Here is an 18,279-nt window from a genome sequence, read left to right as displayed (position 1 = left end):
GGTCATTCATTTTGCCTCTCCCTTGCGCAGGGCGTTCATGAGTTTCTGGAACGTGAAGGTTATGACAAGCGCCGCAGCGAACATGATCGTCGCAAAGGCTGCGCCGGTCGGCCATTCATCGCCAGCCACGTGGAAGAATCCGGCGATGGTTTCGGCAAACACCGTGGTGCTTGGCCCGCCCAGCAGAACGGGCGTTGCGTAAAACCCTGTCGAGATCAGGAAGACCAGCGTACATCCCGACGAAATTCCTTCCAGTGTCAGCGGCAGGGATATGCGGCGAAACCGGGTCCAGGCACCCGCGCCCAGATCGGCAGCTGCCTCGTTCATGCTCTGAGGCAGCTTTTCCAGCGCGGAATAAAGGGGCAGCAGCATATAGAGCGCGGTCAGATAGACGATCCCCATACCCATGGAAAAGCTGGTATACATGAACGGGATCGGTCGGTCGATCAAACCCAATGTCTGCAGGACGAGGTTCACCGCCCCGGTATTGCCGAGCAGGATCATGATGGCATAGGTCCGGACGATTTCGCCGACCCAGAACGGAATGAGCAGAAGCAGCAGGAACCGCATCTGGTTCTTGCGACTGACATGACGGGCAAGGAAATAGGCGACCGGATAGGTGATGATCAACGTGCAAAAGGTGAACACCCCGGCGAATACCAACGTGCGGAAGAACGGCTTCCAGAAGATGCTGTCACTGAAAAAACGCATGTAGTTGTCGAAAGTGAAGTTCTGCTCGACGCCGACGGCCACCGGATAGGCATCGGTCAATGACACCCGCAACATGTACAGCATGGGACCCAGATGCTGTGTCAGGACCCACAACACCGGAAAGATCATCAGGATCAGGAATTGCCGCCGTGGCGACGCCGTGGCCAACCGCATCAGCGCGGCATAGGGGCCCCAATTGATGAGTCGACCCCAGAATGTCTGGTCAGAGGCAGTATTGCCCATAGCTCTTCCATCCTGCTTTGCAGGTGCGTGATCGGTCATTGATCCACTTTCTTGTCAGCGCGATCCCTGCCCCGGTTCGGGACAGGGACGGATAGGCCGGAAGCGGCTCAGGCGGCTTTGACCGCTTCGACAGCCGGATCGACAAGGCCGTACTTCATTTCATTCGCCTCGGCGCGGAAGAACTGAAGATTGGCAAGCTGCTCTTCCGGGAACGTTGTAGACCTGCGCTCGAGGTCGGTCAGGTGCTGAACTGCGTCCTTGTATGTCGAAATGAAACCCGACGCCTTGGTCATGGCCGCGCCGATTTCAGACGAGGACAAAAGCGCATCGAGGAAGGTATAGGCGTTGTCCGCGTTCGGTGCGTTGTTCGCGATGTTGAACGTATAGACGAAGCCATAGGAGCCCTCGCGTGGGATCGTCATGCCCACCGGGAAGCCGTCGTTGATCAGCGCAGCCGCGGGTCCGTTCCAGGCGTGGCCAAGCACGATGTCCTGGTTTACCATCATCTGCTGGAATTCGGCACCGCTGTCATAGTACTTGCGCACCAGCGGCTTCTTCTCGATCAGGAAATTCTTGGCTTCCTCGACGATGCGCGCGGCTTCTTCGGGGTTGTCCATGTAGGCAACCATATTGCCGTCATATCCCATCTTGAGCATGATGACCGACATCATGTCCTGGATGATATACGCGGTCTGGCCGCTGTACTTTTCGCTGAACAGCGTGTCCCAGGTCAGCGCTTCTTCTTCCGACACGATGTCCGAGTTGTAGGCCAGCACCTCTGCACCGGACAGGATCGGCGCGCCCCACTTGTTGCCGTTGATCGTTGCCCAGTCGGATTCCGAGAATGTCGGATTGATGTTGCCCCAGTTGGTGAGCCTGTCCGTGTCCAGCGGCGCCAGAAGATCGCTGTCGATGAACTGCAGGAAACGGTGCCCAGCCACAGTCATGATGTCTACGGTCGGGTTGGGCTGTTCGGCGGCAAGCAGGTTGAACTGCTTGCCCTGGTCATCGACCAGCCGCACGTTCACCTTGATCCCGGTTTCGGATTCAAACTGCTGACGGAATGCGTCAGGAACGAAATCGTTGTAGGTCCAGATATTCACCTCTCCACCCGACTGGGCGAGGCCACGGCGCAGATACACGGGCGAGGCCAGTGCTGCGCCCGTGACAGCGGCGGTGCTGATGAAACGGCGGCGGTTCAGCGTAAGTTTGGTCATAACAGTCTCCTTGTTGGTTGGTTTCTTCTTGGGTTATTTGGTTTGCTATGCGTTTGGATGGGCCAGAAGCCCGGTCCGGCCTGCACGTTTGAGATCATCGAGGCTGTAGCGGCCAAGGTCCAGTGCCCGCAAAAGCTCGTTTTCCTGTTCGAAGTCGCGACCATACATGGCGGAAAAAATGCAGATGCCGGCCTCATGCAACTCTGCCGTCTGTCCGGTCAACCGACCAAGCGCAGCGGTCGCCACCAGTCCGTAAGGCACGTCTTCGGTCACGTAGCGGCTGTCGACTGTCGCAGGTCCGACGCCGCCATTACCCTGCGCGTGCATCTGCTGGTTCATCTCGGAAATCGATGCGACCGGTACGTGGAACGACAGGTGAAAATGCTCGAAGATCGTCTTGACCTCGAGGCCGAGCGCACGGGCGATGGCAAGCCGTTCCAGATCAAGCGCCTCAAGCAGTCGCCCGATGGTCGGGGTCACGTTCTGACCCTGCGACCATGTCTCGCCCCTTTCCATCCGGGTGATGTTGCCAAGGGCGATGCCCATGTGGTTCTGCGGATTGAGGTTGGACAGCGCGATGGCCAGCAATCCGTCTCGCGGTTGAAAACGGTCCCCGAAAAGGGCCTCGCACATCTCGAGCGCCTTGGACGAATGCGCCTCGGGAACGGTGCAGAGGTCCACCCGACTGCGGACCGTGTTCACAAGGACTTCGGTGGCCGACTGACGGCGCCCCGTGCAGATCGTGGTGCCCCATGCCGTGACAGGGAGTTCGACCCCACGCGCGGCCAGTCTTTGCATCAGATACACCGCCCCCAGGGAGGCGTGCGACGAAATGATGACGTGATGCCGGGGCTCCAAATGAGGAGCCAACGCATCCATCACCGCCTTGTGCCCGTATCCCGGCACGGCAATCAGCAGCACGTCGCTTTCCTGTGCCAGTTCGGCAGCACTTCGGGCGACGCGCGGAGAAAGCGAGCAGACCAAAGCCCCGCGTGCCGTGAGTGGCGTGCCGTCGGCAAAGCCGAGGGTGCCGGTGCCGGACGGCGACCAAAGCATCGGGTCATGTCCTGCGTCATGCAAAACGGCAGCCGTCGCGAAAGCGATAGAACCCGCACCGGCTATTCCCACTTTGACCCTGTCGCTCATTTGTCTTCGTTCCTTTCGGCCCCGAGGCCATTATCACCATAACGATGCGATCACGCGCATCAATAAACCGCAGACTCAGCGGCCTGTCAGGTGACGTCGGTCTCTTGTCGAACCGGATCGCCCAGCACATGCATCAGACGGTTGGCCCACCCGAAAAGCGCAGAAGACAGGATGAGGTCGAGCACCTCTGCCGCATCAAGCCCGGCGTCCTGCAACGCCGCGACATGGTCTGGTCCGGCGTTTGGTGGACACTCCGCCAACGCGACCGCGAAATTGAAGATCGCCCGATCGCGCGGTCCCAGCTCGGCCTTTGCCCCGTCGCGGAACAGTCGGTCCGTCACGTCGTTGGATTTCTCAAGCTGCGCATGTCGTGCGGCATGAACGGCGGCACAATAGATGCAATGGTTCACCATGGACGCGCCCAACGCACCGAGTTCCCGCTCTGCCCGGCTCATGCCGCCGGTGTCATACATGATCGCATTGAACAGCGGCGACCGCACGGCGAGGCTTTCGACATCATGGGCCAGGGTCAATACATACTCGGAAACTTTCGTGTTTGACGGCGTGACCTTTAGCGCATCGAGCTGCTCAGGTGTCGCCGACTTGAGGTCCACAGGCGTCACGCGGGGCCGCCAATGTGGCACATTCCGAGTGAATTTCCGGATCACGTCGCTCATGCGGACACCCCTTTCATCAGACGAAGCCCGGCAATCACCCGGATCTGGTAAGCAAGAAACGCGTTCAGTTCCGCAAGACGGACGATGTCGGCATCGCTGACACCGGCGGCCTGAAGGGTCGAAACATCCTGCGCCGTTGCATTTCGGGTATCCGCTGCCACCCGATCCATGAAGGCCAGCACAGCCCGCATGGGCGCATCCGTCCCGCTCACTTTCGGATCGGACAGTTCGGCATGTACTCCGGCATTGGCGACGAAACGTCTGGCAAGGTCGTGTTCACCGTTCCGCGTGGCAATTCGGGCAGCAAGCGCGGCGCGCAGAGTGTGCGGCCACGCGCCGGCCTCTCTGGGCCGCAGCACCGCGTCTTCGGCGGCCTGTGTCATTTCGAAGATCTTCGCACGTCCTTCCACTGCGGCAGCAACTGGAGTGCCTGGCGCAACCCCGGCCATGGAAACGACGGTTGTGTCTGACGCGTTCATGCCACTTTCCCTTTCTTCTGGTCCGCCTGCAATTCCGATGGTGTCCATTCCGACCCGTCAAGTTCGGGCATTGCGTATTCAAGCATGCCGTTCCAGTGCTGATCGACGTCCTCGAAATAGAACTTCGCCGCGATCTCGCGTGCAAGCCATGCCGCGCCCTCCGAAATGCCCGGAACATCACCACTGACCTTTCCAAGGCTCGCTGCGGCGCCGTAGTTGAAGCAGTAGACATTCGACAGCCAAGGCGCGCTGTCTTCGTTCTTGGCCCGGAACGTGAAGTCAGGATTGAGATAAGGAAAGCGTCCCAAATCCGCCGAGCGTTCCTCGGCAGGGGGCGTGTACACGTCTTGCCAGAGCAGGATGTCGTCCGCGACCCCGCCGAATTCGGTACGCGCCATCGGGTCCGTGGCAAAGCCGGTGCCAAGGATCACGAAATCCGTCTCGTATCCGGTGCCGTCAGCGAAACCGACCTGCACCGCGCCACGGTGCTCAGTGGTCGACGTGACCGCCTTGCCGAAATGGAAATAGGCGTTCGGATGGCGGCTGACCCGCAAGGTGGATCCGTGCGGCGGCGGTGTCTGCGTCGCAAAGGAATACTGCATGAACCGCCAGCGCCATGCATCCGGCAGACGCGCATACCCGGCGGTGAAGCCGAACGACCCGATGCCCATCATCTTGTTGACCGTGGGCATTTCCGGGCGGCGGATCAGGTGGCGCACTTCGGCAGCACCGTGTTCCAACGCCTCGGCCGCATTATCAACGGCAGACGCTCCCACGCCAACCACCGCGACGCGCTTGCCCTTCAGCGCGGCAAAATCGATCTCGTCGGCACTGTGCGCCCAGAATCGCTGGTCGAGATTGCGCACGAAATTGGGAATGTTGGGTTTGCCGGTGCCGTCACGCCCCGTGGCGAACACGAGTTTGCGACACAGCACCGATCCGGATTGCGCTCCGGACAGGTGCAGACGCAGAAGATCGCCCTCCGGCTCGACAAGGTCAACGGAGACTTCGTTTTCAACGGGGATGTCCAACACCCTGCGATACCATCGCAGATACTCCATCCACATTGGCCGCGGGATCTTGTCCAGCGCGTCCCAGGCATCAGTTCCGCACTGCGCGCGATACCATGCCTGGAAACTCAGGGAACCATGGCCATAGGCCGGTCCGGTCAGTTCCTTGGGGGACCGCAGGGTTTCCATACGGGCATAGGTCAGCCATGGTCCTTCGCGCCCTGCCGGGCTGCGGTCAAGCAGGCGAATGTCATGGATACCGCCGGTCTTCAGCGCCATCCAGGCAACCATTCCGCACATGCCGCCGCCAATGATCACGACATCGCTGACCCCGTCGCGGGCTGGCACCCACGCCTTGCCCGGCCAGCACAGGAATTTCAGGTCTTCGCGCAGGCGTGACTCCAGTGCCCCAAGGCCCTGGCCGTCAATCTTGTGTGCATTGTCATCGGTCATTCTTCATGTCCTGTAGAGCTGTGTGTCTGTTGAGCCGTTCATGCGGGGCGGCTGCCCGCCCATTCCGGATGAAGGTCGTCGATGTGAAACGCATGAGCGTGCTGATGGCGCGGCCCCTGCGCCGGGGTTTCCAGCACATGCGGATGGTCATGCGGCAGGTCGGGATGGTCATGTTCGCGAAACAAGGGATCTGTCGCGGGCCAGATATGCGCCGCCAGCGCCACAAAGCCAAGCGTCATCAGGGAAAGAAAAATCAGCGCAGGTTCCAGCCCGATCTGTGCAGCCAAAAAACCGGCCAGAGGATAGGCCACAAGCCAGCCCGCGTGGGACAGGGAAAACTGCGCTGCGAACAGCGCGGGCCGGTCGGCACCACTGGCGGACCTTGCGATCATCAGCCCGCCCGGTGTCAGCACCAATGAGGCCGCCGCCCCGAACACCGCCCAGAGAGGGAAATAGCCCCATGTTCCAAGCGGCAGCAGGATGCACAGCCCCGCCGCGACATGCAAAAGCCCGCCCGCCAGCATCACCTTGCGTTGACTTTGCCGCGCCAGCAACTGCGGCACAGCCAATGCGCCCAGCACGGCCCCGACGCCATAGACCGCCATCAGCACTGGCAGGAACAGTTCCGCATCACCCAGCCTCACACTTGCCACCACGACCGAATTCACCAGAACCCACGCCATGCTGAAGGCCAGTGCAAGGTTCACGGTGAACAGCGCCCGCAGCCGCGGTGTCCGTCTGTAAATCGTCAATCCTCGCAAGGCGCGGTCCTTGAAGGGCGCACTGACGCCTGGCCGCGTGTCCTGTGGAAACCGGGTGCGCATCAGTGCCAGCACAGACCCTGCAAAGGCCAGGGCCGCGAGCCAGAACAGATACTCTCCCGTCACGAAGAGCAGGGCGATGGCGGCCAGCACCGGCGACAGCACAGATTCCAGCGTGGACGCCATGCGAGACCATACCAGCGCACGACCGTAGGTGTCTTCGTCCGTCAGCAAGTCCGGGATCACCGACTGAAACAGCGGCGTGAAGCTCGCGGACACCGCGAAGAACAGCAACGCCAGACCAGCCACCTGCCAAGTGGTAACGGCAAAGGCCATCGGAAGAAGCATTGCCGAGCGGGCAAGGTCAAGTCCTACCATGACCCGTTTGCGCGACCGGCCCGCGAACACGGCTTCGGCCAGCGGAGCGATGCCCACATAGGCCACCATCTTGACAGCAAGCAGGAACCCGAGAATCTGACCCGCCAGCGCCGCACCTCCGATCCGGTAAGCCGCAAGGGACATGCCAACGGTCATAAGCCCGATTGCCACCAGCGAACAGATTTGCGCCGCGAACAACGTGCGGAAGGCCGGGTTGGCCAGGGGGCTGATACGGCCTGCCATCATGATGCAAGAGATCCCCTTGAGAGGTCACGCATGCGAAACCGCGCGGTTGCGGAATCCACATTGTAGTCGGACGCGTAGTCCGGGGCAATCCGCGCCAGACTGTCGACTGCCTGGATGATCATGTCGACCTTCGTGTCGTGCATGAGCGCCGACAGGTTCAGACGGACCCAGCCCGGCTTTGCTGTCTCCTCACCCCGTTCCAGCGCCGTCATGGCCGCGTCGGACTCCGATTTTCCCAGACCCAGCAGTCGATGGCCATAGGGACCGGCACAGGCGCACCCACCGCGTGCCTGAACACCGGTCACATCGCTCAGAAGACGGGTGAAGAACTGGTGATGCACCAACCCGCCTTGTCCATCGCGCACGCGGAAGGAAAAGATCGGCAAGGCCCGGGCCTCGGTAATGCCCAGAAGTTCGATCCGCTCGTTGCGGCTCCAGACCGCCTGGGCACGCAGGCGAAGCTGTTTCTGCCGGGCATCGAGCCAGTCCTGACCAAGCGCTTCCTTGACCAGAAGCGCAAGCGCAACCCGAATGTCGCCGGTCACGTTGGGCGTTCCGCCTTCCTCACGCGCCGACACGCTGCCGGAATACACATGGCCCCAGGGCGACACAAAGCTGACTGTTCCGCCACCGGGTAGAGTTGGCGTTGCCCGCCGCACGATGGCTTCGCGGATCACGGTGATCCCGCTGGCGCCCGGACCACCCGGAAACTTGTGCGCCGAAAAGACGATTGCGTCCTTTTCCGCGTCGGTGCCCGCTTTCATGTCCATCTCGCAATAAGGTCCGGCACATCCGTAATCCCATACCGATACCGCGCCGCGCGCCCGCAAAAGCCGGGTCACGGCGTCCACATCCGTCAGGATGCCCGTCACGTTCGACGCGGCCGAAAAGCTGCCGACAACCCGGTCAGCACCTGCCGCCGCGTCCAGCGCGCGAGACAGGTCGTCCATATCCACACCACCCTCGCGCGCCTCATCGATCTCGATCACCTCGGCACCGGTTTCCCGCCAGGGCAGGATGTTGGAATGATGCTCGTACGGACCGATCAGCACCACGGCCCGACCGCCCTCACGCACCAGCTCGGCCAGATCCAGCAATCCGACGATCCGATTGATCCCCGCCGTGGACCCGGACCCGGTGAAGACAACGCTCATACCGGACCCCGCCCCGATGAGGCGCGTGATCTCGGTCCGTGCGGCTTCGCGCAGGCGGGTCATAAAGTCACCGCAGAATGACGCCTGTGTGTGGGTGTTGGCATAATACGGCAACACGCGGCTGCGAATGAAGTCTTCGACCTGCACCAGTGCGCGGCCGGATGCCACGTAATCGGCATAGAGCAGCGGGACCCGGCCATAGGGGCCCTCGATCTGCACATCTTCACCGATCAGGCCATCGCGGATGCGGTCCCGGATGTCGGGGTCGGCCAGTGTTTGCTTGAATTCGTCCAGCGGTGTCATGTCATTTCCCGAATTTTGCAGGTGCATGATGCCGCATCTGAAAGAAAATTCTTCACAGTTTATTGCCATTGCTTTTCACTTTTTGGGTCGTATGATCGACCCATGACCGATAAATTCGATCAATTTGATTTTCGGATTCTTGAAGAGCTCCAGCGCGACTCGGGACAGTCGCAGCGGGCGCTGGCGGACCGGATCGGCCTGTCGCAGAACGCGTGCTGGAGACGGCTCAAAGCGCTGGAAGCGTCCGGTGTGATCCGCAATCGTACGGTGGTGATCGACCGAGCGCGGCTTGGCGGTGGCTTCGTCGTTTTCTCGCTGATCAAGACGCGGCACCATTCTGCTGCGTGGCTCCAGACCTTCCGGACGCATGTTTCAAAAATTCCCGAGGTGATCGATTTCTTCCGCATCGGCGGCGAATACGACTACCTTCTCAAGATCGTGGTCAGCGACATGGCCGGATATGACGGCGTCTACAAGCGCCTGATCGAGAATATCGAACTGGAAACCGTGACCTCCTACTTCGCGATGGAGGCCATTGAAGAACAGCGCCCGATCCCAATGCGCTGAACACTCGGCATGGGACTGTTACATGAGACGACTGGGTTAGTCCGGTTTAGGGTTTTGAAGTTGGTCATGTTGCGCAAGTCACCGTTCAAACACCACCGGTTTCCCAATGATATCATCCGTTGTACGGTTCGTTGGTATTTGCGCTATCCGCTGTCTAATCAGGACGTGGTCGACCTGCCAGCAGAACGCGGCTTTACGGTTGACCGATCGACGATCTATCGATGGGTGCAGAAGTTTAGTCTCGAGTTTACGAAACGAACTGAGAAACATCTGCGCCGAGCAAGCGTCGATTGGCACATGGACGAAACCTATGTTCGCGTCGGCGGCAAGTGGCGCTACCTTGGGCGTGCTGTCGATGCAAACGGACAGATGGTGGACTTCCGCCTGACCGCACGACGAGATGAGAAAGCCGCAAAGGCCTTTCTGAACACAGCAATCGAGCGCGTTCGTCTGCACCGTCCGGTGACGATCTGTAGCGACAAGGCTCACGCATATCGACGCGGCGTCCGTGAAACCAATCACCGGCATGACCTGCATTTTGACAGCATCCGCCATGTCGATCAAAAATGGCGAAACAACTTGATAGAGAGCGATCATGCTGCGTTAAATCGGCTTCTTGGATATCGTCAGAGTTTCAGGTCCTTGCGATCTGCGAAAGCAACCTTGTGTGGGATCGAGACAATGCGAACCATCAAACGTGACCGTATCCACAACAAAGAACCGGGCATCCTCGGTGAAATCCAGTTCATCAGTCAGCCGCTTGAGTCAGTGCGACAGTCCCATCGCAAACAGCAGACTCAACTTGCAGCAGGCGTTACACAAAAGATGCCCAAACATCATTCGGGTGTCTCCCCTCGCAAAATGATTAATGGCGCGATACAGACCGGACAACCTGCCAGTAGTTGCCGAAGTGTGCTCATCCTCAGTACCTTAAGTGAAACAGAAATGGTCGGGTTTGTTCGCGTTCACTCCCAACGATTAGCATGACCGCGTGGCTGGAGCCCAAGAAACCCGACTGTGCGCGCCGCCGCGTCAAGGACGACCCGGTCGTGGTTTGCCATGGCGCTGTCGAAGACCGCATCGTCGAGGTGCTTTGGACGGGTGGCACCGCCGACGGCGCGGTTGCGCTCCGGGCGGGCGAGTAGTCGAGCCAGCGCCACGCGAGCTTCTCCGCGACGGGTTCCGCAACAAGCAAGAAGCGCTGATCGAATAGGTACTACCTGTTTGGTAGCAGGGAGTGCGGTCTCGCTCGTATGGTGGCATGCCTGTTTCATGCTGATGCGTGAAAACAAGGCCACATGAAGCGACAGGCGCGAGCGATACACAATTGTCAGGCGGCCACGCCTGAGCGTTAGGCAACCGTCGGGGCCTGCGACCCGCGCGCCCAGGGTTCCGCGCCCATGACATCGACGAAAATGCGGTAGACACATGTCGTGGCGGTGATGAACATTCGCTGCCCGTCTGGCCCGCCGAAACACAGGTTCGACACAGTCTCCGGCACCAGGATCTTGCCTAGCAGCGCCCCGGCAGGGTCAAAGCAATGGACACCATCCCGAGCCGAACTCCACAGATTGCCTTGCATGTCGCAGCGCATCCCGTCCGGCAGACCATGGTCGATCATGGCGAAGACCCCGAGATCCGTGAGTGTGCCGTCATCGACGGCGAACATCCGGATCACCGCGGGCACATCCGCGTCATGGCTCGACCCGCTTTCGGCGATGTAAAGAAGGGATTCGTCGGGTGAAAAGCACAACCCGTTTGGCTGGACGAAATCGCTGACGACCACGCTCAGGACCCCCTCGGGCGACAAGCGGTAGACGTTGCGGGCTGGTTGCTCAGGCACCGCGCGGAACCCTTCGAAATTCGACAGGATGCCGTAGGTCGGATCCGTAAACCACACCGCCCCGTCGGAACTGACCACCACGTCATTGGGCGAATTCAGCCGCTTGCCCTGCCAGTCCTGCGCCAGAACGGTCAGGCTGCCATCATGCTCGGTGCGCACCACGTCGCGCTCGCCGTGACGACATCCAACAAGCCGACCCTGCCGGTCGCGGGTATTGCCGTTGTTGAAGCCGCTTTCGCTGCGGTAGACCGACAGGCCCTCGGCTTCAGACCAGCGCAGGACGCGGCGCGACGGGATGTCAGAGAACAACAGGCAATCCCGATCCCCGAACCAGACCGGACCTTCGGTCCAGGTGAACCCCTCGGCGATGCGCTCCAGCTTGGACAACGGATGCACCAACGCGGCAAAACGCGGGTCAAGCCCCTGCAAGTGCGGCGGCAGATTGATCATGAGCGAACCCTCCGGCTGCTGGCGGCGACGACGATTGCGATGATAATGGTCCCGGTCAGTACATTGCGCACCCCAGCACCCGCGCCGTAGCTGTTCAGCATCGAGACCACGAGGAACATGAACAGTGCCGCGCCCCAGACGCCAGGAACGTTGGAATTGCCCCCGGCGATGGAACTGCCACCGATGACCACCACGGCGATCGACATCAACAGGTATTCCGCCCCCATGTTCAGAGCCGCCCCGCCCGAGAAGCTGGCCAGCAAGTAGCCTGCCAACGCGGCAAAAACGGCGACAGCCAGGTAGGTCGCGGCGCGCACGGCCTCGACCGGGACACCAGCCAGGCGAGCGGCCCGAAGGTTCTGCCCCGAGGCCAAGAGCCAGCGGCCACAAACGCTGCGTTCGATCAGGATCCAGACCGCAATGGCAAGCCCCAGCCCGATCCATGCCACGTTGGGCAGACCCAGAAAGCGGCCCGTGGCAAAGTCGGCCAATCCCGACGGCGGCTTGATCCGCAGACCCCGGTTAGACCAGATCGCAAGGCTTTGATAGATCAGCGACGCCGCCAACGTGGCAATGATCGGCGGCAGGCGGAGCAGATAGATCAGCGCGAAATTCGTCGCCCCGACTCCAAGGCCCACCGCCAGCGCCACCGCCAGCCCCGGCAGGGCAGTGCCTGGGTCGGACCCCATGAACTTCAACGCCAGGGTCGCGGCCAGGGTCATGGTAGCCGGTATCGACAGGTCAACATTGCCCGGCCCCAGAGTGATAACCAGCATCTGCCCCATACCGACGATGGCGGCAAAAGCCCCGAAACTCAGTGCGGCATAGGCCAGTTCACCTGCGCCACGCCCCTGGGTCAGCACCAGCGTGGCGGCAAAGGCCAGCCCGGCAGCGACCCAGGCCCAAAGCCAAGGTTTGCTCAAAGTTCGCACGACCGAATTCGATAGGCTCATGTCGGCTCTCCCCGGCGCACAAAGATCAACCGCGCCGTCAGAACAAGGATCAGGATCGCTCCCTGCGCGCCGATCTGCCAATCAGACGACAACCGCAAGAATGACAGAAACGACGCCGCCAGCGTCAGTGTCAGCGCACCGATCACCGCGCCCACTGGACTGACTTTGCCACCGGTGAACTCGCCCCCGCCAAGGATCACCCCGGCAATTGACAACAGCGTGTATCGCATCGCGATATTGGCATCGGCCGACGTCGTAAGCCCGACAAGCGCCATACCCGCCAGCACCCCGAACATGCCAGCGCCGCCATAGGCCAACGCCTTTAGCCACATGACATTCCAGCCCGCCCGTGTCAGCGACCGCTGATTGCCGCCGACACCGCGCAGCACCGTGCCCAACCCCGAGCGGATCACCAGAAGATGCGTAATCACCGCAATCAGGATCGCCGCCAAGACTGCCATTGGCAGCAACGGCGGCTTGACCGTCATGAGCGATCGCAGCCAATCCGGCGCCACCCCGCCCGGAGTTGGCAACAAGAACAGCGCCAGCCCGCCCCAAACAAACGACATGCCCAGGGTCACCACGATGGCCGGCAAGTCCAGTGCATGAATCACCGCGCCCATTCCAGCATAGGCCAGTATCAGCAGAGCCATCATCAACAGACCCAGCATCGGAGCGTCGTTTAGCAAGGTCGCCGTGACACAGGCTGTCAGGCTGACAAACGCGCCGATCGACAGGTCGATGTCGTTGACCATGATGATGAGCATTTGAGCCACCGTGGCCAGGGCGATCGGCACTGCAAGGTTGAACAGCAAATTCACGCCAAAATAGCTCATCGCGCGCGGCTGCAGCCAAAAGGTCAGCGCCAACAGAACCACCAGCGAGATAATGGGCAGCAGGATGCGATACGGGTTCATGTGCCAGCCTCGTGCGAAACAGATTTATTCTGATCGGGCTCCTGCATCTCGAACGAAGCTTCCAGGATTTTTTCCTCCGTGATGTCCGTGCCGGTCAACTCGGCACTGATCACGCCATTGCGAAAAACAAAGACCCTGTCGCATTGGCAGACCTCTTCAGTCTCGGTCGAGTACCAAAGGAATGTGCGCCCCTTCGCGGCCTCGGCCCGGATCATGGCGTAAACATCCTGCTTGGTGCCCACGTCTACGCCGCGCATGGGGTCGTCCATGATCACCACCTCGGCGTCGCTGGCCAATGCGCGGGCGAACAGCACCTTTTGCTGGTTACCCCCCGACAGAGACAGCAGCAGATTGTCCAGATTGTCTGTGCGGATTCCGATGCGGCGGCGCCAGTCTTCGGCCACTGCGCGTTCGGTGCTGCGGTCGACCAGCCCAGCCCGAGAATCGCGCGCCAACACAGAAATCGACATGTTGCTCAGGATTGACCACAGGGGCATGACCCCGTCGCGCGGTCGGTCGCCTGCGACAAAAACCGCGCGTCCGCGCCGTGTTGCCCGCCAGTCAGACGTGCGCGCAAGGTAGATGCGCGCCAGCGCTGCTGCCTGCCCGTGCCCGGCCAGACCCGACAGACCGACTATCTCGCCCCTACGGGCTTCCAGCCCCTCGGCGTTCAGGACCACGTCACCCGGCACCGCGCGAGCGGCAGCCTCGGCGGCGGCTTCCGTCGCGACATGGCCCATAGCGTCTACAAGCCCTTGCCGGGTGAAGTCTGCCATTGCACGCTCTGCCACCGATTTACCGTCCTTCAACACGACGATGCGGCTGGCCACGTCAAAGATTTCACCCATCATGTGGCTGATGAAAATCACCGCACCGCCAATCGCGCAGAACTGGCGTACATGGGTCAACAGTTGCTCGGCGATGCCTGCATCAAGCGAGCTTGTGGGTTCGTCGAGGATCACCAGCCGCGCTTGCTCGCCGCGCGGAGCGAAGCCGATAGCGATCTCAACCATTTGTCGCTGCGCGATGCTCAACGTGTCCACCGGCGCGCTCACGTCAATGCCATGGCCGGGAAAGACCTTGTCCAGGCTCGCGCGAATCTCGGCCCGCGCGGCACGGCGCCACCGCAACCCGGATAGCCCAGGGTGCGAGATGCGCAGGTTTTCGGCAACCGTCAGGTTTGGGCATAGCGAAAGCTCTTGAAAGACGGAGCGCACGCCCGTTGTCCCGCCGGGAAACGTCACCGCGCCGCCCGTCGGGGCCAGCGACCCGTTCACCAGATTCACCAAAGTCGATTTGCCCGCGCCGTTATGGCCAACAAGGCCCACGCAATCGCCCGGATGCACGCGCAGGGACACACCGTCCAGCGCCCGGACCGGGCCAAAGTGCTTTGTCGCCTCGATCAGATCGACCACAGGGGCGTTGCCTGTTCTGCTCATACTGGCTCCCAAGGAACAAGCCCCGTGCACAGACGCGCACGGGGCATTTTCAGGCTTGAGTTACTGCGCCTCGGCGATGGCCGCCTGCGCGTCTTCCAGCGTGTAGACGGTGTTGGCGACCGACCCTTCTGGCGTGGTCTCTAGCGCCTGATCCAGATCCGCTTGGGTGATCTTGAGGAAGGGCACGGTCAGGTCCTTGGGCACGTCCTTGCCATCCAGAATCTGCTGCGACACCCAGAACGCCAGTGATGCAACACCCGGCGCGATCGATAGCGACAGCGTCTCATAGCCGTTGGCGTCGCGCTGTTCGGCCCACCATTTCAGCTCGTCCTGACGGTTGCCCAGCACGATCAGCGGTGTGTCACGGCCAGCCGCAGCAAAGGCCTGCGCAGTCCCGTAACCGTCACCACCCTGTGTCACGACGCCGACCACCTCGGGCAGCGAGGGCAACACGCCCGCGACAGCCTTTTGCGCCACGTCCTGCGCCCAGTCACCATGGACCGATCCGACGATTTTGAACTGACCGTGTTCCGCGACGCCTGCGTGGATGCCTTTGGAGATCTCGTCATCGACGAAAACCCCGGCCAAGCCACGAATCTCAAGCAGATTCCCTCCGTCAGGAAGACGGGTCGCTAGATAGTCGACTTGCTCCTTGCCCATAGCGGCGAAATCCACCGCGATGCGCCAGGCGCAGGGTTCGGTCACGATGCCGTCAAAGCTGACGACCACGAGGCCGGCATCGCAGGCCTCCTTGACCGCGCCGTTCAGCGCCGTAGGCGATGCAGCGTTCAACACGATCGCATCGTAGCCCTGCAGGATCATGTTCTGGATCTGCGCCGCTTGCTCGGTCGCCTGATTCTCAGATGTGGTATAGGCGTCCGCCTCTGCGACGATGCCATCTGTAACCGCCTGATCAGCGATTTCCTGATAGGTGGACAGCATCGCCTGGCGCCAAGAGTTGCCGGCGTAATTGTTGGATAGCGCAATGCGCTTATCGGCGGTATCGGCAACGGCGGCCCCCGCCATGAGCGCCAGCACAGCTGCGCCCGTGTAATAAGATTTCATCATGGTCCTCCCTGCGCTTGCGCGCTTTCATTGTGCCCGGGCGTCGTCTCCTCCACGAACCCGGTGCTGCAACGGTGCCGTCAGCGCGCTGCTCCTGTAAAGGCAACCGCCCGCAGACCTGTTGCGGGAACCCGCACACAACATGCGGGTCATGGTGTTTTCTTTTGCTGAAATAGGGGGCAGTTTTGCGGGAACGCGCAATGGAGGCGCAGTCATGACCACAATACCCAAGCCTAGTGATGCTCTCGACCGCATGGCAACGCGCTTGGCCGCCCGCACCGACGTGACCTCCGCACTGGAAGCCGTGGCCGACGAGATCGCCGAATTGATCCCCTTCACCCATGCCGACCTTTGCTTGCTGGACCGTCCCGGCTGGGTCGTCAGCTACGAAGTCGGCATCCGCACGCGCTGGTCGAGGGCTTCGGGACGGATCGACCTTGCGCCAATCCGCGACCTGTTGATCGGCCAGTGCGACTACATGCTGACGGACGATGCGACCGAGGATCCGCGTTACACCTACCCCGGTGCAACCTGCGAACCGATCCTGAACCACCGCCTGCGCAGCCGCGTCAGCGTGTTGATGTCGGTGGCAGGCAAGACGGTCGGAACGCTTAACATTTCGCATTCAGCACATGGGCAATACACGACCGAAACCGTCAACTGCGCCCGGGCCATCGCCGACGTGCTGACCCCATGCATCCATGCCCTACATGGTGCCGAACGCGCCCGTCGCTCCGCTGCGCCGCGTGACAGCGACGACGGGCTGCGACGGGGCGCGCTCGAACTGACCCAAGCGCTGGAACAGGAACGCCAGCGCATCGGCATGGACCTGCACGACCAGACACTTGCGGAACTGTCCCGGCTATTGCGCGAGGTGACGGGCGACACGCCCCTGCCGCGCGATGACCTCGCCAACCGCTTGAACGAAACCATTTCGGACCTGCGCCGCATCATCGACACCGCCGTTCCGACAGTGCTCGACCTGTTTGGCTTTGCCCACGCGGTCCGCATCCACCTGGAGCGCGCTGCGGGCCCCACACCCATCGTGTTGCTCGTCGAAGACCACACCGGCGGCGGTGCGGATCTGCTCGCCCCTTTGGTGCGCACCGCACTTTTCCGCATCGCGCAAGAGGCAATCAACAACGCCTGTCGCCATTCCGGAGCCAGTCGCATCGAAGTGACCATCGACCGCCCGGCCCCGCACCGCCTTTGCGTCGCCATCTCGGACAATGGCTGCGGAATACCCGCCATCCCAGCCCGCCAGTCCGGCCTAGCCCACATTCGCACCCGTGCCCGGCTGATCTCGGCCAGGCTTGACATCCGTTCAGAGAGCGGGACACGGGTCGCCGTGTCACTGGACGCGACATGAAGGTTCTGCTTGTCGAAGACGACCAGTTCCACGCGTCCTGGATGGAAAAAATGCTGGCCGACGCTCTGCCTGAGGTCTCCGAGATCTTCCACGCCCGGAATGGTGCACAGGCCGAACTCGAGGCCCGCCTGCTTTCCATCCATGCCGTCGTGATGGACCTGCGCATGGAGACCCGCAATGGTATCGAGGCGGCGCGGACCCTGTGGCAAGAACGCCCCGAGACACGCATCCTCTTTTGGTCAAACTATGCGGACGAGGCCTATTTGCGCGGTATTGCCGCCATCGTTCCCGAGGACAGCGCTTATGGCTACGTTCTCAAGACCGCGCCAAGCGACCGACTGAAGCTGGCCCTGCGTGCAGTGCTGGTCGAAGGCCAGATAATGGTCGACCGCGAATATCACCGCCTGCAACGCCGCCAGGCCACGCCCTGGGCCGCGCTGGACGACAGCGAATTCGCCGTGTTGCTGGACCTGGCCATTGGACTTCAAGACAAGCTGATCGCCGAACGCCGAGGCATGTCGCTGCGCACGGTGCAGAACCGTCTGCTGACGCTGTACGACAAGCTCGGGGTCGATGCCGAAGACTCCGTACCACTCAACAAGCGCGTCCGGGCGTTGAACCGGGCGCTGGTCACTCGGATTCTCAACATCGAGGCGCTGGAAGCAGCGCAGCGCGACTTCGACAACTGGTGCGCGACCCGCCGGCGCTGACGGATATCGGGCAACAAGGCGAGCGGGCAAACCGGGGTGGCCATGCCGCCAAGCTTACGAATGTTCACCTGTCTCTCTGCTCGTCGAGAGCGGTAGAACCTTTGTCAACAGCGAAGCATGACCATTTCAGCAAACACGTAAGACGATCGTGATTTTGAATTTGGGCCGATAGGGCGGTAATCCCCCCG

At 61.4% G+C, this 18,279-nt stretch carries 17 protein-coding genes and 1 pseudogene; 4 read left to right on the top strand and 14 right to left on the bottom strand.

Annotation, left to right across the window (positions count from 1 at the left end; translation table 11 throughout):
* Positions 1-6: 6 nt before the first annotated feature.
* From ACTIEN_RS18950 to ACTIEN_RS18915, 8 genes are all read right to left on the bottom strand, one after another.
* Positions 7-954 carry an ABC transporter permease gene (locus ACTIEN_RS18950; RefSeq protein ID WP_439524715.1) on the bottom strand — a complete coding sequence of 316 codons (948 nt, stop codon included), beginning with the start codon at positions 952-954 and terminating at the stop codon, positions 7-9.
* Positions 955-1,061: 107 nt separating this feature from the next.
* The gene (locus tag ACTIEN_RS18945; RefSeq protein WP_439524714.1) at positions 1,062-2,171 is read right to left on the bottom strand and encodes an ABC transporter substrate-binding protein; all 1,110 of its coding nucleotides are present in this window, start codon (positions 2,169-2,171) and stop codon (positions 1,062-1,064) included.
* A 45-nt stretch (positions 2,172-2,216) separates the two neighbouring features.
* The gene (locus tag ACTIEN_RS18940; protein ID WP_439524713.1) at positions 2,217-3,317 is read right to left on the bottom strand and encodes an NAD/NADP octopine/nopaline dehydrogenase family protein; all 1,101 of its coding nucleotides are present in this window, start codon (positions 3,315-3,317) and stop codon (positions 2,217-2,219) included.
* Positions 3,318-3,403: 86 nt separating this feature from the next.
* Positions 3,404-3,994, bottom strand: coding sequence for a peroxidase-related enzyme (locus ACTIEN_RS18935; protein ID WP_439524712.1), 591 nt, complete (start codon positions 3,992-3,994; stop codon positions 3,404-3,406).
* Positions 3,991-4,473: a hypothetical protein gene (locus ACTIEN_RS18930; RefSeq protein WP_439524711.1), complete on the bottom strand. Its 483-nt coding sequence runs from the start codon at positions 4,471-4,473 to the stop codon at positions 3,991-3,993. Before ACTIEN_RS18930 ends, ACTIEN_RS18935 begins: the two co-directional genes overlap by 4 nt.
* On the bottom strand, positions 4,470-5,936 hold the full coding sequence (locus ACTIEN_RS18925) for an NAD(P)-binding domain-containing protein (RefSeq protein ID WP_439524710.1): 1,467 nt from the start codon (positions 5,934-5,936) through the stop codon (positions 4,470-4,472). The genes ACTIEN_RS18930 and ACTIEN_RS18925 overlap by 4 nt, the downstream gene beginning before the upstream one ends.
* A gap of 38 nt (positions 5,937-5,974) precedes the next feature.
* Entirely contained in the window at positions 5,975-7,321 is a 1,347-nt protein-coding gene (locus ACTIEN_RS18920) for an MFS transporter (RefSeq protein ID WP_439524709.1), read from the bottom strand.
* Positions 7,318-8,778 (bottom strand): aminotransferase class V-fold PLP-dependent enzyme, encoded by a 1,461-nt coding sequence (locus tag ACTIEN_RS18915; protein ID WP_439524708.1) that lies wholly within the window; start codon positions 8,776-8,778, stop codon positions 7,318-7,320. The genes ACTIEN_RS18920 and ACTIEN_RS18915 overlap by 4 nt, the downstream gene beginning before the upstream one ends.
* Positions 8,779-8,880: 102 nt before the next feature.
* On the opposite strand from ACTIEN_RS18915, the gene ACTIEN_RS18910 reads away from it, so the two are divergent.
* Together ACTIEN_RS18910 and ACTIEN_RS18905 are read left to right on the top strand one after the other, a co-directional pair.
* Positions 8,881-9,345 (top strand): Lrp/AsnC family transcriptional regulator, encoded by a 465-nt coding sequence (locus ACTIEN_RS18910; RefSeq protein WP_439524707.1) that lies wholly within the window; start codon positions 8,881-8,883, stop codon positions 9,343-9,345.
* A gap of 66 nt (positions 9,346-9,411) precedes the next feature.
* Positions 9,412-10,098 (top strand): annotated as a pseudogene (locus tag ACTIEN_RS18905) (IS6 family transposase); the annotation flags it as partial.
* Between the two features lie 212 nt (positions 10,099-10,310).
* On the opposite strand, the gene ACTIEN_RS18900 reads toward ACTIEN_RS18905, so the two are convergent.
* The 6 genes from ACTIEN_RS18900 to ACTIEN_RS18875 all read right to left on the bottom strand — a co-directional run bounded on the left by ACTIEN_RS18900 (position 10,311) and on the right by ACTIEN_RS18875 (position 16,012).
* Positions 10,311-10,619, bottom strand: coding sequence for a D-Ala-D-Ala carboxypeptidase family metallohydrolase (locus ACTIEN_RS18900; RefSeq protein WP_439524730.1), 309 nt, complete (start codon positions 10,617-10,619; stop codon positions 10,311-10,313).
* Positions 10,620-10,696: 77 nt separating this feature from the next.
* Positions 10,697-11,638 (bottom strand): SMP-30/gluconolactonase/LRE family protein, encoded by a 942-nt coding sequence (locus tag ACTIEN_RS18895; RefSeq protein ID WP_439524706.1) that lies wholly within the window; start codon positions 11,636-11,638, stop codon positions 10,697-10,699.
* Positions 11,635-12,591, bottom strand: a complete 957-nt coding sequence (locus ACTIEN_RS18890; RefSeq protein ID WP_439524705.1) for an ABC transporter permease — start codon at positions 12,589-12,591, stop codon at positions 11,635-11,637. Before ACTIEN_RS18890 ends, ACTIEN_RS18895 begins: the two co-directional genes overlap by 4 nt.
* On the bottom strand, positions 12,588-13,508 hold the full coding sequence (locus ACTIEN_RS18885) for an ABC transporter permease (protein ID WP_439524704.1): 921 nt from the start codon (positions 13,506-13,508) through the stop codon (positions 12,588-12,590). The genes ACTIEN_RS18890 and ACTIEN_RS18885 overlap by 4 nt, the downstream gene beginning before the upstream one ends.
* A complete protein-coding gene (locus ACTIEN_RS18880; RefSeq protein WP_439524729.1) occupies positions 13,505-14,923 on the bottom strand; it encodes an ATP-binding cassette domain-containing protein in 1,419 nt (472 codons plus the stop codon). Before ACTIEN_RS18880 ends, ACTIEN_RS18885 begins: the two co-directional genes overlap by 4 nt.
* A gap of 84 nt (positions 14,924-15,007) precedes the next feature.
* Positions 15,008-16,012 (bottom strand): ABC transporter substrate-binding protein, encoded by a 1,005-nt coding sequence (locus ACTIEN_RS18875; protein ID WP_439524703.1) that lies wholly within the window; start codon positions 16,010-16,012, stop codon positions 15,008-15,010.
* 214 nt (positions 16,013-16,226) lie between these two features.
* On the opposite strand from ACTIEN_RS18875, the gene ACTIEN_RS18870 reads away from it, so the two are divergent.
* Positions 16,227-17,381, top strand: coding sequence for an ATP-binding protein (locus ACTIEN_RS18870; protein ID WP_439524702.1), 1,155 nt, complete (start codon positions 16,227-16,229; stop codon positions 17,379-17,381).
* Entirely contained in the window at positions 17,378-18,091 is a 714-nt protein-coding gene (locus tag ACTIEN_RS18865) for a response regulator (RefSeq protein WP_439524701.1), read from the top strand. Before ACTIEN_RS18870 ends, ACTIEN_RS18865 begins: the two co-directional genes overlap by 4 nt.
* Positions 18,092-18,279: the final 188 nt, after the last annotated feature.

Origin of the sequence: Marivita sp. (assembly GCF_051859345.1) — a bacterium.
Classification (GTDB): domain Bacteria; phylum Pseudomonadota; class Alphaproteobacteria; order Rhodobacterales; family Rhodobacteraceae; genus Marivita.
This window is presented reverse-complemented; position numbering and strand designations above follow the sequence as displayed.